Origin of the sequence: Telluribacter roseus (assembly GCF_017355915.2) — a bacterium.
GTDB lineage: Bacteria > Bacteroidota > Bacteroidia > Cytophagales > Spirosomataceae > Telluribacter.
Genome location: NZ_JAFEUV020000005.1, coordinates 308,069 through 326,551, shown reverse-complemented (window position 1 = coordinate 326,551; position 18,483 = coordinate 308,069). Strand labels below are relative to the sequence as shown.

The window sequence follows — 18,483 nt, the reverse complement described above, 5'->3', positions numbered from 1 at the left end:
GTATGAATCTATTGGATGTAAGAAAAAGATCCCTCGGTGTTAGTTTTAACACCGAGGGACAGGCCGATATATATGTCTGGTCACCCATAGCCAAGAAAGTTGCCCTGGTACTTCCGGACAAGAACAAGACCATCTCGTTAGCGAAGGAGGATATGGGCTACTGGCACACTTCCACTACGGATATCAAACCCGGGGATCTGTATAAAATAGTACTGGATGATGATCTGGAGCGTCCGGATCCGGCTTCGCTGGCACAGCCCGAAGGAGTACACGGTCCCTCGCAGGCCATAGATGTCAATACCTTTAAGTGGACCGACAGCAACTGGAACAACATTCCTCTCGAGGATTACATCCTGTACGAGCTGCATACCGGTACGTTTACACCCGAGGGTACTTTTGCTTCCATGGAGCAAAAGCTGGATTACCTGAAAGAACTGGGCGTTAATGCTATCGAGATCATGCCGGTGGCCCAGTTCCCTGGCTCACGCAACTGGGGATACGATGGGGTACTTCCCTTCGCTACCCAGAACTCGTACGGCGGAGCCGAAGGGCTACAGCACCTGGTGGATGCCTGTCATCAGAAAGGTATCGCCGTTATACTGGATGTTGTGTACAACCACATGGGCCCCGAAGGTAACTACCTCAACGACTTTGGCCCCTACTTTACCGACAAGTACAATACCCCCTGGGGACCCGCTCTGAACTTTGACGATGCCGGTTGCGATGGGGTAAGAAAGTACTTCACCGAGAACCTCCTGATGTGGTTCCGGGACTTTCATATTGATGCCGTACGGATGGATGCTGTGCATGCCATTAAGGACTTCAGTGCCACGCATATCCTGCGCGAGATGAAGATGTGCGTTAATGAGCTCATGCAGCAGACCGGACGTACCCACTACATGATCGTCGAACTGGATCTGAACGATACCCGCTTTATCAATCCGCTGGAAGAGCAGGGATTTGGTATGGATGCCCAGTGGGTGGATGAGTTTCACCACGCGCTGCGGGTAACCGCTGGTGGCGATCGTAATGGGTACTATTCTGACTTTACCGGTTTACAGCATCTGGCCAAAGCCTATACGGACGCGTATGTATACGACGGGCAGTACTCGCCCCATCGTGACAAAATATTCGGTATCAAAGCTGAAAACAACCCGGGTAAGCAGTTCATCGTGTTCTCCCAGAACCACGATCAAGTCGGCAACCGTATGCTGGGCGAGCGTACCAGCCAGTTGTCGAGCTTCGAGATGCAGAAACTCATGGCCGGTGCCGTGATGGTAAGTCCGTTCCTGCCGATGTTATTCATGGGGGAAGAATACAGCGAGCCGAATCCGTTCCTGTACTTCGTGAGTCATACCGATCCGGAACTGGCCGAAGCTGTGCGTAAGGGACGTAAGGCCGAGTTTGCGGCATTCCACGCTCAGGGTGAAGCACCAGACCCCATGGCCGAAGATACCTTTAATGAGTCGAAGCTGCAATGGGAGTTGCTGAATCAGGATCCACACCAGACGATGTTCAGGTACTACCAGACCCTGATCCGGCTCCGGAAGGAGCTTCCGGCACTTCGTCAGCTCAACCGCAAACAAGTGGAGGTAGTACCCAACGAGGAGCAGCAAACGCTCGTACTTCATCGCTGGCACGACAACGACCACGTCGTATGTGTGATGAATTTTTCTAAAACAGCACAACAAGTCTCGTTACCATCTTACTCAGATAGTTTGACAAAGGTATTGGATTCGGCCGCTCCCGAGTGGAAAGGGCCGGCTGCCTCACCTGACCAAGCCGACAGTACAAGTGCTGTCACCGTTCAACCTGAGTCTATCATAATCTACACCAACCATGCATAATCCTGTCGCTACTTATAGGATACAGTTCCACGAGAACTTTACCCTGGCTGATGCAGAGAAAATACTACCCTACCTCCAGAAACTGGGGGTAGGTACTCTTTATGCTTCTCCTATTTTTGAAGCTACCCCCGGAAGTACCCACGGGTACGACGGCGTCAACCCGCACCGGATCAACCCCGAGGTAGGTACCGAAGAGCAACTGAGAGATATATGTACCCGGCTGAAAGAGCAGGGGATCAGCTGGCTCCAGGATATCGTGCCCAACCACATGGCCTACCACCCCAACAACGAGTGGCTCATGGATGTACTCGAGAAGGGGCAGCTTTCGGCCTACGCGGCGTTTTTCGACGTAGCCTGGACCAGCCAGCTCTACAGCGGGCGCATCATGGTACCTTTCCTGGGGAGCCCGGTGGATGAGGTTATCAAGAATGGAGAACTCAAAGTCAAATATCAGCCGGACCGGCTACGGTTGTACCTATCCTACTACGACTCTGATTATCCCGTGGGCTTCCGATCCTACGCCCGGGTACTACAAGCCGGCAGCGGACAGAAATCAGAAGCCATTAACCAGCTCCTGGAAAAACTGGATGAGATTCATAAAGAAGACGAACCCGAGGCTTTTGCCAGCCGCTGGGAGGAGTTCCTGCAGCAGTTTGCTTCCCTTCTGAAAAACAAGACGACGGGGGCTTACATTGAGTCTGCCCTGAAGGCAGTCAATGAGGATCAGGAGCTGATCAGTCAGATCGCCGATGAGCAGGCCTACCGGCTGTGCCACTGGCAGGAAACCGACAAGCAGATCAACTTCCGCCGGTTCTTTACCGTCAATAGTCTGATCTGTCTGAATATTCAGAACCCGGAGGTTTTCAAAACCTACCACCAGTTTATTAATACGCTGGTGCAGGAAGACCTGTTCCAAGGGGTACGTATTGACCACGTTGACGGGCTCTTCGACCCAACTGGCTACCTTCAGCAACTGCGGGAGCTGGTGGGTGAGGAAAAGTACATTGTGGTTGAAAAGATTCTGGAACCGGGCGAAGACTTACCGAAGCAGTGGCCCATTCAGGGTGCTACCGGTTATGAGTTTCTGTCTGATGTCAACAACCTCTTTACCAACCGCAACAGCAAAAAAAGCTTTACCGACTACTATACCAAGATGGTAGGTGACGAGGCTTCGGCCCATGATCAGATCCACGACAAAAAAGCCTACATCCTGAACGAGCACATGGGTGGGGAGTTGAATAATCTGTACCATCTTTTTGTTGACCTGAATCTGGCTGATGAAAAGGCGCTTACCAAAGTAGATCCTGAAATACTCAAGAAGGCGATTGGTGAAGTACTGATCCAGTGCCCGGTGTACCGGTACTACGGCAACAGCCTGCCCCTGGATGAGGAGGAAACCGCAGCCGTACAGGATATCTTTGACAATATCCGGGGCAGCAAGAAAGACCTGGCGCCGGGGATTGATCTGCTGGAGGAGGCCATTCTGAAAAAGCCTGCGAAAGGAGATGCCGCCTACATTAAGAATGCCCTGCGCTTCTACCAGCGGTTGATGCAGTTTACGGGGCCACTGATGGCGAAGGGGGTAGAAGATACCCTCATGTACACGTACAACCGCTTTGTAGGGCATAATGAAGTAGGTGATAGTCCGGAGGCGTTTGGGTTGACTCCCGACGAATTCCACCAGAAAATGGCTGACCGCCAGAAGAACTGGCCCCTGGCTCTCAATACGACCTCTACCCACGATACAAAGCGTGGCGAGGATGTACGCGCCCGGCTCAATGTACTGACGGATCTGGCCGATGAATGGCTACAGGCCGTACAGGAATGGAAGAAGCTAACCGCTGATCTTAAGAAAAACGGCGCTCCTGACGATAACGATGAGTACCTGATCTACCAGACCATCCTGGGAGCCCTGCCCATGCCGGGTGAAGACGAAGACGAGTTTACGGAGCGTGTACAGGAGTACCTGCAGAAAGCCCTACGGGAAGCCAAGCAGCACTCCAACTGGACTACACCGAATGAAGAATACGAAGAAGGTACCAAGGCGTTTGCCAAAGCGCTCCTGGATCAAAGCAAACCTTTCTGGAAGAGTTTTTCGGCTTTCCATCAGAAGGTAGCCGACTACGGTATCGTCAACTCCCTGTCGCAGGTACTGCTCAAGTTTACCTGTCCGGGGGTACCTGATGTATACCAGGGCACCGAGTTCTGGGACCTGAGCCTGGTGGATCCGGACAACCGTCGTAAGGTAGACTACGAAAAACGCCAGCAGTGGCTGGATGAACTGGATTCGCAGGACGTTAATAAGCAGGAGGATGTATGGCAGGATCTGTGGCAACAGCGATCCAATGCCAGAATCAAACTGTGGTTGACCCATACCCTGCTCAACGAGCGGAAGCGTAATGCTGACATCTTTGCCAAGGGTGACTATGTACCCCTGGAGGTGAGTGGTAAGTACAAGGACAACATCATTGCCTTCGCCCGTACCTACCAGCAGACCAGCTATGTGGTAGTTGTACCTCTGCACGTAGCTCAGCTCTGCGAACAACAGGGTAAGGACCTGCTGGAACTGGATTGGGAGGATACCAAGATCGAACTACCCAAAGGTATCGCTACGGAGTGGCAGCATCTGCTCCTGAAAACGGAGGGTACTGTCGAGAAAGAACTAGCCCTGAGTGGTTTGTTTACGATACTACCCTTTGCGGTTCTGAAGTTCAAGGCAAAGAATGAGCGGGGCGCCGGTATATTACTCCATATCACCTCCCTTCCTTCCCCGTTTGGATTAGGAGACATGGGTCCTGAGGCGAAGGCATTTGCCGACTTTCTATACCGTACCGGACAGAAGTACTGGCAGCTACTACCCCTCAATCCCACCGAAAAGGGACAGGCTCATTCGCCCTACAGTGCCCTATCCAGCCGGGCGGGTAATCCGTTACTGATCAGTCCGGAGCTACTGGCTCAGGAAGGACTACTGGATGCGAAGGAGCTCAAGAAGTACCAGCTTCCTACCAAGGATACAGCCGACTATGCCGAGGCCGAGCGGGTCAAAAGCGAGCTGTTCGAGATAGCCTGGACTAACTTCAAGGAGGGCGAGTTTGCTACCATGAAGCAGCAGTTCCTGGACTTCTGCAAGCAGGAGGCCCTGTGGCTGGATGACTTTGCGCTCTTCATAGTGCTCAAGGACATGAATGACAAAAAGCCCTGGTTTGAGTGGCCGAAGGAATACAAGCTTCGTGACCAAAAAGCCATTGATAAAGTCATAAAGGAACAGGCTGATAAGATAGAGAAGACCAAGTGGCTGCAGTTCATATTCATGATGCAGTGGAAGCGACTCCGCACCTACTGCAACAACCGGGGAATCCAGCTATTTGGTGATATGCCCTTCTACACCAGCTACGATTCCGTAGATGTGTGGGGCAACAAGGAGATCTTCAGCCTGGATGAAGAAGGGAATATGACCGGCATAGCTGGCGTACCACCTGATTTCTTCAGTGAAGACGGACAGCTATGGGGTATGCCGGTGTTTGAATGGGATGTACTGAAAGAGCAGAACTACAAGTGGTGGATCGAGCGACTCATCAAGAACATCGAGTTGTTTGATATCGTACGCCTTGACCACTTCCGGGCCTTTGCTGACTACTGGGTAGTACCTGCCGGAGAGAAAACCGCCCGTAAGGGTGAGTGGAAGCTGGGACCTGGATCTGAGTTCTTTAATCTGGTTAAGAAGGAGCTGGGAGGCTTGCCTTTCATTGCTGAGGACCTGGGCGATGTCAGTGATATCGTTCTGGAGCTACGTGATGAGTTTGACCTGCCGGGCATGAAGGTGATCTTGTTTGCCTTCGACGAGACCATGCCGAAGAACATCTTTGTTCCCCATAATTTTGTTCCCAACTTTGTAGCCTACACCGGTACCCACGACAACAATACCGTCATGGGCTGGTACCACCAGGAGGGCAAGGAGGACAAAAATCGTCTGGATAAATACGTAGGACGTGTTCTGCCGGATGATGAGATCGCTCCTACTATGTGCCGGCTGGCTTTTTCATCCGTAGCGAAGATCGCCATCATCCCGGTGCAGGACCTACTGGGACTGGATGAGAACTCGCGGATGAACTACCCCGGTGCAGGCGAAGGCAACTGGCTGTGGCGTATGACACCCGGACAAATCACCAAAGAAGCCGAAGATCAGCTACGGGAGTGGACTCAGATATACAACCGTGACTAAGTTGTTTTGATACCTTTAAACAAGGAGGCCCTGCCGGTATACCGGCAGGGCCTATTTTTATACCGAAGTATAGATAGTTATTTCACTACATCCTTCCACTCTACACGTGAAGGATTTTTTTCCGTAGCTGCCACCTTAGGGGCTTCTATCTGGATGCTGCTGTCCTCAATGAATTCCTGATCAGTCACCTCCTCCACAGCGATATGCGGAGCAATTACCAGCGAAACGATCGACATCAGCTTGATCAGGATGTTCATGGATGGACCGGACGTATCCTTGAAAGGATCACCCACGGTATCACCCGTCACGGCTGCTTTGTGCGGCTCCGACTTCTTATAGTAGGTCTGGCCGTTGATGATGGCCCCTTTCTCAAAAGACTTCTTCGCGTTGTCCCAGGCACCACCGGCGTTGTTCTGGAAAATACCCATCAGTACACCCGATACAGTCACACCAGCCAGTAATCCACCCAGTACCTCAGGACCGAATATAAATCCAACCACTACCGGTACGATCAGGGCTATCAGACCCGGAGCCACCATTTCCCGGATAGAAGCCTGCGTAGAGATGGCTACGCACTTCTCGTACTCGGGTCGTGCTGTACCTTCCATGATACCGGGTATCTCGCGGAACTGACGACGTACCTCTTCCACCATTTTCATGGCGGCACGTCCCACGGCTGCAATGGCCAGTGACGAGAAAATAAAGGGGATCATGGCTCCTACGAAGAGCCCCGCCAGTACATTGGCCTTGTATATATCAATTGCATCGATACCAGCCACCCCGCAGAAGGCCGCGAAAAGCGCCAGTGAAGTAAGAGCCGCCGAAGCGATAGCAAAGCCTTTACCCGTAGCTGCGGTGGTGTTACCTACGGCATCGAGTACATCCGTACGTCCACGTACCTCCTCGGGCAGGTGCGACATCTCCGCAATACCACCGGCGTTATCAGCAATGGGTCCGAAGGCATCAATAGCCAGCTGCATGGCCGTGGTAGCCATCATACCGGCCGCCGCAATCGCTACTCCGTACAGACCGGCCAGTTCATAACTGATAAAAATACCGGCTGCCAGTACGATGATAGGAATAACCGTAGACTCCATACCCACCGAAAGACCACCGATGATGTTGGTAGCGTGTCCCGTCGATGACTGATTTACGATCGACTGTACCGGACGTTTGCCCATAGCGGTATAGTACTCTGTAACAGCTGACATGATAGCTCCCACAATAGAACCGAGTAGTATAGCCCAGAAAACATCCAGTGACGTAAACTCTACCCCACGTAGCGTCAGACTCTCTTCGGGTAGCATCCAGATCGTAAGGGGATAGGAAGCAATCAGCGTGATCAAAATAGAAGCCCAGTTACCCCGATTGAGGGCTCCCTGTACATTCCCATTATCATCACCCACCCGTACCAGCATCATGCCAATGATAGAGGCGATCAGCCCTACGCCGGCTATTACCATCGGCAGCAGAATGGGTGCAATACCCCCGAAATTATCGGGCTGGCGGGCCATGATCTCTCGACCCAGTACCATGGTAGCCAGAATGGTCGCCACGTATGAACCAAACAAGTCAGCTCCCATACCGGCGACGTCACCCACGTTGTCACCTACGTTATCGGCAATGGTGGCCGGGTTGCGCGGGTCATCCTCAGGAATACCGGCTTCTACCTTACCTACCAGGTCAGCTCCTACATCGGCCGCTTTGGTATAGATACCACCGCCCACGCGGGCAAAGAGAGCGATGGATTCAGCTCCCAGCGAGAAGCCCGCCAGTACTTCCAGTACCGTTTCCATGGGCAAGCCGTTCACATCGCTGCTGTCACCTACAAACAACTGGTAGAACACGATGAACAGGACACTGAGCCCCAGTACCGCCAGACTAGCAACTCCGATACCCATCACCGAGCCACCGGTAAAAGATACCTCCAGCGCTTTGGTTAGGCTGGTACGTGCCGCCTGGGTAGTACGTACGTTGGATTTGGTAGCAATGTTCATCCCGATGTACCCGGCAAAGGCTGAAATAAACGCCCCGATAACAAAAGCTATCCCAATGTACCAGCTTGAATTTTCTACTAATGTACCCGACCACCCCAGCAGGATACTAACTATGATACCAAACACAATAAGTACCCGCCATTCGGCCTTAAGAAAGGCAAGGGCACCATCGGCAATGGCATCGGCAATTTCCTTCATTCGGGCATCACCGGCATCCTGCTTCACCACCCAGCCTCGTTTAATAAACATAACCAGTAGACCAACCAGTCCTAATACTGGTACCAGATAAGTAATGTTACTCATGCGTTAATACGATTGGTTAAGTGTTTAAGAATCAAAATCATGTAAATATAGATTTTGCCCTTTCATAAAAAAATGCTTTAAGAGGCCAAATAGATTATTTTTTATACTTTTTATGAAATATTTAAGAAAGCCAATTCGATTATTGCATCTTTGTCCTTACTGTCAGTAGATTACGTCTTTTTACCTTTAAAATGTCCCTACTACCCCTGTTCAGAATGAAAAGCATTTTTTACAAATCATACCTTTTTCTCTTACTCCTTCTTATTCCCAAAGCCTACTCTCAGTCGCCCGCCGTGCCTTCCAGCGAGATTCTTCAGAATCTTAAAAAGCTGAATATGTTGGGGTCTGTCCTGTATATAGCCGCACATCCCGATGACGAGAATACGCTGATGCTGGCCTACTTATCCAAAGATCGACTGGCCCGTACTGCTTACCTGTCCCTGACGCGCGGGGATGGCGGTCAGAACCTGATCGGAGCCGAACAGGGATACAACATCGGCATTATACGTACGCAGGAACTACTGGCGGCGCGCCGGATCGACGGAGCCGAGCAGTTCTTCTCGCGCGCCTATGACTTTGGCTTTTCGAAGACCCGTGAGGAGACACTCAACTTCTGGGATCGCGATAAAGTACTGGGCGATGTAGTATGGATGATTCGTAAGTACCAGCCGGATGTGATCATTACTCGTTTTCCGCCCGACCCCAGGGCTGGTCACGGTCATCACCAAACGTCAGCCTATATGGCCGAAGAAGCTTTCAAACTGGCGGCCGACTCCAGGTCATACCCGGATCAGCTGGCGTACGTGAAGCCCTGGCAGGCCAAGCGCATCGTCTGGAACTCCTACAACCGCGGCTTTACCAACGAAGCCCCTACCGAAACAAACGTACCCTACATAGCGGTAGAACTGGGAGGATTCAACCCGCTGCTGGGCAAGTCCTATACAGAGATAGCCGCCGAAAGCCGCAGCCAGCACAAGAGCCAGGGCTTTGGCTCGTCGGCGGTCAGGGACCAGCGCACCGACTACCTGCTGCATACCGCCGGAGTACCCGCCCAAAAGGGTATTTTTGATGGGGTGGATACCAGCTGGGCCCGGGTACCTAATAGCGCAGCAGTAGCTCGTCTGGTGAAGGAAGCGATCAGTACTTTCAACATGAGTCAGCCAGCCGCCTCGGTACCTACCCTGGTGCGTATTCATAAAGAGTTGCATAAGCTGGACCAGAAGAATGTACTGGTACAGGCCAAAAAGCAGGAGGTGGAGAGCCTCATTCAGCAGTGCCTGGGGCTGTGGTTTGAAACGAACCCAACCGAGTACTCAGCCGTGCCGGGTACTCCCGTGGACCTGAGAATAAATGTAGTAAAGCGGGGCAACTACCCCGTAAAGCTGGTAGGTATCCAGTGGACCGGACGGGCGGGCGATAGTACCCTAAACAAGAGTCTGCAGCTCAACAAAGCCGAAAACCTGATGATCCGGGCCAGCCTGCCCACCAGCCTCAAGAGCAGCCAGCCCTACTGGCTTGAGCAGCCGCTTCAGAAAGGTATATTCCAGATCAACGACCAGCGCGCCATCGGATATCCTGAAAATACCTCCCAGACCGTCACCCGCTATACATTTGAAATAGACGGACAGCCATTTACATTCAGTCAGCCGTGGGTCTACAAATTCACCGATCCGGTAGCCGGTGAGCAGTACCGTCCATTCGAGATCAGACCTGCCGTAACCACCAATCTAAATGAGTCTGCCTATATATTTACCAGTAGTTCTCCCCAGCAGGTACTGGTACTGGTAAAGGCTCAGCAGAAAAATGTAAAAGGTACCGTCAAGCTCCAGGTACCGGCCGGATGGAATGTAGAGCCCGCCTCTCACAGTTTCCAGTTCAACGATAAGTATCAGGAAGAAACGTACCAATTTACGGTAGTACCTCCTGCCCAGAACCAGGAAGCGGCGCTACGGGCTGTGGCTACGGTAAATGGTCAGGAGTACGCCACTTCGCTCAGGACCATCCAGTACGCGCACATTCCTACGCAGACTATATTCCCTCCGGCGGAGGCCAAACTGGCCCGGGTGGACGTTCAAAATCTGGCTAAGCGGATCGGCTATATAGCCGGTGCTGGTGATGATGTACCGGCGGCGCTTCGTCAGATGGGAGCTACGGTAGTGATGCTTAATGAAGGCGAATTAAGCAAGGACCTGAGTGGCTACGATGCCATTGTAGTAGGTGTAAGAGCCTACAACACCGAGGAACGGCTGCGCTTTTATCAGGACAAGCTGATGAACTACGTAAAAAATGGTGGTACCATGGTAGTACAGTACGCTACCCCACAGGGGCAGAAGGTACCTCAGCTGGGACCTTATCCCTTTAAGCTCGGACGTGACCGGGTGGCGGAGGAAGATGCCGAGATGCGCGTGCTCAAACCCAACCACCCCCTGCTGAACTTTCCGAACAAGATTGGCCCGAAGGATTTTGAAGGATGGGTACAGGAGCGGGGCCTTTACTTCGCCGAAGAATGGGCACCGGAGTACCAGCCTGTATTCTCGAGTAATGATGTAGGAGAAACTCCCAAAGAGGGTAGCCTGATCTATGCTCCCTACGGAAAGGGACACTATATCTACACCGGTCTTTCCTTTTTCAGAGAGTTGCCAGCCGGTGTTACCGGAGCCTACCGGTTGTTTGCCAATCTGATCTCGGTAGGTAAAGCCAACTGATCAAAGCCCTATTTACCTGACTAAGTACCCAAAACCACCGTACGAATTGACAACTGCCACCACTCCCTGGAAAATCTGGATTGACACCGGAGGTACTTTTACAGACTGTCTTGCCATCGACCCTTCGGGTCAGCGACACCGAGCTAAAGTACTCAGCAGTGGATACCTACGGGGCCGTATAATACGTAAGGTTGACGCCAACTACTATGAGTTTGAGGCCCCCTGGCAGCACCCCAGCCACCTGCTAAATGGGTATCATTTTCGTCTGCAGGGAAGTCATAGCATGACTAAGCTCCTGTCTATCAACTACGAAAGCAAGACTATTACGTTAGAAGATAATTTAACACCGATTTATAACGTTGATTTTGAGCTTTTCACCGGAGAGGAGGCGCCTGTACTAGCTACCCGGTTGGTGACAGGGACTCCCCTCCGCAAGCCGTTCCCTCCGCTCAGCATGAGGCTGGGCACCACCAAGGGTACCAACGCGCTGCTGGAGAAGAAAGGGGCTAAAACCCTGCTGGTAGTGACGCAGGGGTTCGAAGACCTGCTCCGGATCGGGACGCAGCAAAGACCGCATCTGTTTCAGCTGAATATACCCGAGCCTACCTTACTTTATCAGGCCGTATTTGGCATCAGGGAACGACTGGAGCCGGATGGCTCCATCGATGTACCCCTTACGCAGGACGAACTGGCCCGGCTTGGCAGCTACTGCACTACCCATGGTTTTGAGTCAGTAGCCATCTCCCTTTTACATTCCTACCGCAATCCGATCCACGAAGAGCAGATCGCCAGCTATCTCAAGTCCATTGGGATACCCTACCTCTCCCAGTCGGCCCGGCTGTTCCCGGGTCTGCACTACCTGAGGCGTACCCAGACGGCCGTCATCAATGCCTACCTGTCGCCCGTGCTGGATACCTACCTCCGCCGGATCAGAACCTCACTGGGTGATGCTTCGCTGAAAGTAATGACAAGTGCCGGAGGCCTGGTCGGGGCAAATAACTTCCGGGCCAAAGACAGCCTGCTCAGCGGACCGGCCGGTGGCATGGTAGCCGCTACTTCGCTGGCCCAGCGGCTAGGTTTTGATAAGGTACTTACATTTGACATGGGTGGTACCAGTACCGACACCGCCCGTATTGCCGGACGCCCGGATATCCAATACACCACCCGGATCAATTCCCTCGAAATGCACAGCCCGGCCCTTGCCATCGAAACCGTTGCGGCCGGCGGAGGCTCGGTATGCTGGTACGACGGGTTCAGCCTGCGGGTAGGCCCCGAGAGCGCCGGAGCCCATCCGGGACCGGCCTGTTACGGAGCCGGGGGCCCGCTCACCATTACGGATGTAAACCTGCTGCTCGGCAAGATGGACCCTACGCAGCTGGGGATACCCATTCACCGGGAGCTGGCGGAGGAAGCCCTCACAAAATTGCAGGATGAGATTACCAACAGCAGCGGAAGCAGCCTGACAGGTAAGGAAATACTGCTGGGACTGGAACGCATTGCCAACGAGAAAATGGCCGAAGCCATACGCCGTATCTCAGTAGCTAAGGGAGTGGATCCTCGTGACTACGCGCTGCTTACCTTCGGGGGCGCCGGTGGTCTGCACGGGTGCCAGCTCGCCGAAATCCTGGGCGTCCAGCACGTGATCATTCCTTTTGACGCGGGGCTCTTCAGTGCCCTGGGTATGGGAGAAGCACAGGTAAGCCGGATCGTATCGGTACAGGTACTACAGAAATGGACCGAAATTGCCTCACAACTCCCGGACCTGATCCAGGAACTACAGGCCAAAGGTATTCAGGAAGTACAACAGGAGGCGGTAGGCGAAACCGAAGTAGGCTTCTGTTCGGTCTTCCTGCGGTACAGCGGGCAGGAGAGCAGTATTGAAGTACCCTACCAGGGGGCCGATACACTCCGGCAGTTTGAGCAGCTTTACCAGACGCAGTTTGGCTACCTCCCCCATAACCGCGACGTAGAAGTAGAAAGCCTCCGAATGATGATTCAGGAGAAGAAGGAAGAAACGTCCGCCGTTTCGTCTCCTGAGCATTTTCAAAAGCTTCAACCCAGGCTCACCCTCAAATCCCCCTACATGACTGAGCAGGAAGTAGGGGTATACGATTGGCAGACACTCGGGGCCGGAGATGTCCTGACCGGACCGGCTATACTTCGCAATGCCACCTCTACCACCTACCTGCCCGAAGGCTGGGAAGCCATCACTCAGGCTACCGGGGATATTATTGTTTCGGATAAGCGAACTGGAGCATCCACGACGGCCATTCACCATACCCGTGAAGTAGAACTGGAGCTGTTTACCAATCGCTTTACGGCCATTGCGGAAGAAATGGGGGCTCAGCTCCAGCGCTCGGCCTTTTCAGTCAATGTCAAAGAACGCCTCGACTTCTCCTGCGCCCTGCTGGACCCGAAAGGGGAATTACTGGTCAATGCGCCGCACATACCCGTGCATCTGGGTAGTCTGGGTATCTGTACCCGACTGGTAAAAGAGGTACTAGAGATAGGTCCGGGTGATGTAGTCATCACCAATCATCCCAGGTACGGAGGCTCGCACCTGCCGGATGTCACACTCATCGCGGGTGTTTTTACAGAATACCAACAGTGCGTAGGTTACGTGGTCAACCGGGCCCACCACGCCGAAATCGGTGGCAAACGCCCCGGTTCCATGCCTCCCGATGCTACCCGACTGCACGAAGAGGGAGTGGCTATACTGCCCCAGTACCTGGTAAGACAGGGCGAGATGCAGTGGGAAGCCATCAAGAAGTTGTTTACCGAAAGCCCCTATCCTACCCGTATGCTGGCCGAAAACGAGGCTGATATTGTAGCCGCACTTTCGTCGCTGCGAAGGGGACAGGAAGAGCTCCTCAACCTGGTACACGAGCACGGTGTCCGGAAGGTAATCACCTATATGCAACTACTGAAGCGCAGTGCCTCTCAACAGGTAAGGCAGGCGCTCAAACCGCTGATCGGGAAGCAACTGAAGGCTGTTGAATACATTGACGACGGTCGTCGCATTGCCCTGCAGGTATCGGTAGATAACCGCCGGATACGCTTTGACTTTACGGGTACATCCAAGGTTCACTCACAGAACCTGAATGCCAATATATCCATTATTCACAGCGCCATCCTCTATGTACTTCGCTTACTGGTAGGCAAAGAAATCCCGCTGAACGATGGACTAATGAATCATGTAGACCTGGTACTACCGGAGGACTCCTTTCTCCACCCCCACTTTGAAGATGATCCTACGCTATGCCCTGCCGTAGTGGGAGGCAACACCGAAGTGAGCCAGCGACTGGTGGATACGCTCCTGAAGGCATTTGGGCTGGCGGCCTGCAGCCAGGGTACCATGAATAACTTCCTGTTCGGCAATGACCGCTTTGGGTACTACGAAACTATAGGTGGAGGAGCCGGAGCCGGACCTGGTTTTGGAGGCCGCTCGGGGGTACATCAGCATATGACCAATACCCGCATTACCGACCCGGAAGAGCTGGAACGGCGCTACCCGGTAAGGCTGCGCAGGTTTGGCATCCGGACAGGATCAGGGGGAGCGGGTAAATGGAAAGGCGGGGATGGAATTATCCGCGAATTTGAATTCAAGGAAAACCTGGACGTAACGCTCATCGGGCAACACAACCATTTCTCCCCCTACGGGCTGGAAGGTGGGGAGGCGGGCAAGACCTCTATCATTACCTTTGTCCATAAAGATGGAGTACTCGAAAAATCTCCCGCTATCTGCAGCAAGCAGGTACATCCGGGCGAGCGCCTGATTATCGAAACTCCCGGCGGTGGAGGTTATGGCCAGGCCTGACAAGTACATGTTTCAACCCGATAATTATCTTCCTGCTGAATGAAGTACCTCACCCTCCGGTCAGGATTTTCCAGCCTGCTTTTCTGGTCGGTCATTTCGGCGGCTTTTATCGGCCCCGGTACCGTCACCACCTGCGGACTGGCGGGAGCTACCTACGGTACTTCGCTGCTGTGGACTCTGGTATTCTCAACGTTCAGTACCATCCTACTTCAGGAAGCCGCCGCCCGCATTACCATTGGTTCGGGTAAGAATCTGGGCGAAATACTCTCGGCCCGGCACGGCAGCCGGGGTCGGACCATTAACTGGCTCCTGGCCCTTGGTGTCATTACCGGCTGCGCTGCCTACGAGGCGGGTAACATTCTGGGCGCCGTAGCCGGTATTCAGTTACTGGTAGATGTACCCGCCTGGGTACTGACCGGGCTCGTCGGGCTACTGGCTTTTCTGTTGCTATCCATCCGCTCTACCACTACGCTTTCCCGAATACTGGGCGTAGTTGTTTTTCTGATGGGTATTGCCTTTGTGTGGGTGGGCGTACAGGGCGCACCCGCCCTACCTCTATTAGTCAGAGACGCCCTTGTTCCCTCTTTTCCCGCTGGTTCAGCTCTGATCATTACCGGGCTTGTCGGTACTACCATTGTTCCCTATAACCTGTTCCTGGCCTCCGGCATTGGTCAGGGACAAACCATACGGGAGATGCGGCAGGGTATTGTACTGGCCGTCCTGATTGGCGGAATCATTTCTATAAGTATACTGCTGGGAGGTACCTTTGTTGAGGGTGCATTTAGCTTTGCTAAAGCCGCCGAGGTACTTTCCGCCAGACTGGGCCCATCGGGTGGTAGCCTCTATGCCATAGGTTTGTTCGGGGCAGGCTTTACGTCTGTTATCACCGCTCCTCTAGCCGCCTCCATTACTGCCCGCACTCTACTAAAAAGTACACCCAGTCACTCTGACTGGGTGTGGCGTGGTGTACTACTGGTTGGGTTAGTCTTCGGACTTCTTCAGATCAAACCCATCCCTATTATTATTGCGGCACAAGCGGCCAATGGTTTGCTCCTTCCCTTCGTAACCTGGCAGATCATCCGGGCCGTCAATGACACCCAACTTTTGCCGGTGGCTCATCAGAACAGTCGCCTTCAGAACTCCTTCCTGTACCTGATATTCGGGGTGACGGTACTGCTGGGGCTCAATAGCCTGTTTACTGCCCTTAAAAATTTCACCTAATAACGATACTACCACCGCCAGCCGGCCTTGATACCCAGCCAGGCGTTTTGTCGGGGCGTTGCGTTGAAGTAGCGGCTACCAAAGGCATTCAGGTCATAGCCCAGGCTGTAAATGTCTGCCTTTACCCGCTCTACCGAGGCCGACAGGTCCGTGTAGAGGTGGGCGCCCCAGTTGCGTCTCCAGCTGCCCCGCACTATAAACTGATCGTAAGGTGAAGCTTCCACGGTATTGGCCTCATTCAGGAATACGTTGCCTCCGTGCTGGTAGGTCAGGTAGAGCGACAGTCCGTGAGCAGCCTCCACATCAAGACCCGTAGCATGACTCAGACGAGGTATGCCCGGCAGTAGCTTACCCGAGAGCTGCGCATCGCCCTGCTGGAAATCCACAAAGCGGTAGTTGGTATAGGTACCATTGTGCCACGCGCGGAGGTTGTTAAGAGTACCCACCGTACTCGTGTAGATATTGTAGCCTACCTGCCACTCTACACCATTCTGTCGGGTCCGTCCCGCGTTGACAAAGTACTCTGATCCGTTCTCATTGGTGCGGCGTACAATGGCCTCCCGTAGCCCGAATGAGTATAGGTTTACCTCACCGGATAGTCGGCGTCCGGCCCGGCGTATACCAATTTCGCGGTTGATACCCCGCTCAGCCGCCAGATCAGCCCGGAATCCACCGGCCGAGGGGCGAATCTCCTGCAGGGTAGGGGGCGAAAATCCCTGGCTGTAGCTACCAAATACGGCCCAGTCATCACCTATCTTCTTCAGGACAGCGATGCGGGGAGCCAGTTCGGCGTTAAAGCTTTGCTTCTGACTGTTATAGGGGGCCGGGAAGAACTGCTGAAAGTCGTAGCGTAGCGTGTTGTAGCTCAATCCTACGGTAGTGATCAGTCCATCCAGAGGCTCAGCTTCCAGTTGTGTGAAAGCCGACAAGGTACCTGTCATGAGCTCTTCATCGGTCAGCAGCGTGCCGGTAGTACCCCGGATATTCTCAAAAGTACGCTGAATGGACTGCAGGTACTGGGCTTCTATACCACTGGTCCAGGTGGCATTCCAGCTGGTATTGTCAAAGCTGTAGCGCCACACGTTTCTACCACCCAGTCCCAGCTCGGTCCGTTTTTCCTGATTGCTGATAAATGGGTTTCTGAAATCGTTCGTGTTCAGGTACAGCGACAGTGTCTGCGTCCAGCGGGGCGACAACCGGTAGTCGTAGCTTCCCCCCAGCATGGCGTAGCGGGTATATACTCCGGCCTGTTGCTCCCGGCTACCGGGCAGTACCCGCGTAGGCTGACGGGACATCCGGGGGTCGGTCTGGTACTGCTCCAGAGTGATACCGCCGGGCGTCTGGTAGTGGAGGTCAGAGTAAAGCCCCAGCAGGGACAAGGAGCCCCGCTCACTCAGCTGATTGGTCAAGGTAAACGTAAGGGCATCACGTACCATAGCGCTATGCTCCCGGTACCCTTCCTGCTGCTGATGTCCGTACAGCACGTTGGCTCCGCCCGTCTGGAGCATGGTGTTCCAGCTCCTGAAGCCGTACTGACCAACTCCTACCTGCTGCTCCACCCGCTGGGTACCTGCATTGCCGGATGGCGTCGAAAGCAGTACAACTCCTCCGGTGCCAGCGCCGTACAAGCTACTTCCGGGGCCTTTGATAATCTCCATCCGCTCCACCGAAGCAAAGTCCAGTACATTCAGTGGTGTATTACCACTGGCATCCGTGAAGGGAATACCATTCCAGTAAAACTTCACATTACGCACCCCGAAAGGCGAGCGCAGCAAGCTCCCTCGAATGGAAAAGCGGTAACTCCCGGGCGATCTTTCCTCCATTCTAACACCAGGAGCCGTATTAACAGCGTTAATCCAGGTCGTGGAGGCAAAGCGGGTCATCAGCCGAGGCGTTACTACACTGACAGCCGCCGGAGTTTCCAGCAGGGTTCTCCTGGATTCGTAAGCGTTGACGGTAACTTCTTCCAGCTGATTCACCCTGAGGGTATCGTTTTGCGCCTGGAGCGATGGACCTGTCAGTAAGGCAGCCAGCAGCGTACAGGAATACAAAGTAGTATTACGTTCAAATAAAGACATGGGTTATGGATTGAAAAGTAAGGGGTCAAAGTTCATTAACTATTCCTAACCAAACAAATGTCATACCACCGGCTCGGTACCTCATTTTTTACTATACGGTAGATCCGGTTTTATAAGTAGATGGTACTTTTGCTCAAGTACATTCTGAATGTTACCGGCCAATGCCGGTAAGTTATAGTACCATTGATCAATGCCTCTTTCTATCTCCTCTCTTAAAGTAGCTGTCGCAAGTGTTCTTTTTCTTTTTGGCTGTTCCTGGGCTTGCTTTGCTCAGGTATTAGTGCAGAGTGCGA

At 53.3% G+C, this 18,483-nt stretch carries 7 protein-coding genes; 5 read left to right on the top strand and 2 right to left on the bottom strand.

Annotated elements, in window-relative coordinates:
- Nucleotides 1-2 precede the first annotated feature (2 nt).
- The gene (treZ, locus tag JTN23_RS12370; RefSeq protein ID WP_247235143.1) at nucleotides 3-1,847 is read left to right on the top strand and encodes a malto-oligosyltrehalose trehalohydrolase; all 1,845 of its coding nucleotides are present in this window, start codon (nucleotides 3-5) and stop codon (nucleotides 1,845-1,847) included.
- On the top strand, nucleotides 1,840-6,069 hold the full coding sequence (gene treY / locus JTN23_RS12365; RefSeq protein WP_247235142.1) for a malto-oligosyltrehalose synthase: 4,230 nt from the start codon (nucleotides 1,840-1,842) through the stop codon (nucleotides 6,067-6,069). The genes treZ and treY overlap by 8 nt, the downstream gene beginning before the upstream one ends.
- A 77-nt stretch (nucleotides 6,070-6,146) precedes the next feature.
- Here the strand turns inward: treY and JTN23_RS12360 are convergent, their stop codons facing one another.
- Nucleotides 6,147-8,369 (bottom strand): sodium-translocating pyrophosphatase, encoded by a 2,223-nt coding sequence (locus JTN23_RS12360; protein ID WP_247235141.1) that lies wholly within the window; start codon nucleotides 8,367-8,369, stop codon nucleotides 6,147-6,149.
- A gap of 215 nt (nucleotides 8,370-8,584) precedes the next feature.
- Between JTN23_RS12360 and JTN23_RS12355 the strand changes: the two genes are divergently transcribed.
- Genes JTN23_RS12355 through JTN23_RS12345 form a run of 3 tightly spaced genes read left to right on the top strand, consistent with a single transcriptional unit; the run spans nucleotide 8,585 to nucleotide 16,112 of the window.
- The gene (locus tag JTN23_RS12355; RefSeq protein WP_247235140.1) at nucleotides 8,585-11,074 is read left to right on the top strand and encodes a PIG-L family deacetylase; all 2,490 of its coding nucleotides are present in this window, start codon (nucleotides 8,585-8,587) and stop codon (nucleotides 11,072-11,074) included.
- Nucleotides 11,075-11,120: 46 nt separating this feature from the next.
- Entirely contained in the window at nucleotides 11,121-14,891 is a 3,771-nt protein-coding gene (locus tag JTN23_RS12350) for a hydantoinase B/oxoprolinase family protein (RefSeq protein WP_247235139.1), read from the top strand.
- Nucleotides 14,892-14,930: 39 nt separating this feature from the next.
- Nucleotides 14,931-16,112 (top strand): Nramp family divalent metal transporter, encoded by a 1,182-nt coding sequence (locus JTN23_RS12345; RefSeq protein ID WP_247235138.1) that lies wholly within the window; start codon nucleotides 14,931-14,933, stop codon nucleotides 16,110-16,112.
- Between the two features lie 8 nt (nucleotides 16,113-16,120).
- On the opposite strand, the gene JTN23_RS12340 is transcribed toward JTN23_RS12345, so the two are convergent.
- The gene (locus JTN23_RS12340; protein WP_247235137.1) at nucleotides 16,121-18,190 is read right to left on the bottom strand and encodes a TonB-dependent receptor; all 2,070 of its coding nucleotides are present in this window, start codon (nucleotides 18,188-18,190) and stop codon (nucleotides 16,121-16,123) included.
- Nucleotides 18,191-18,483 lie beyond the last annotated feature (293 nt).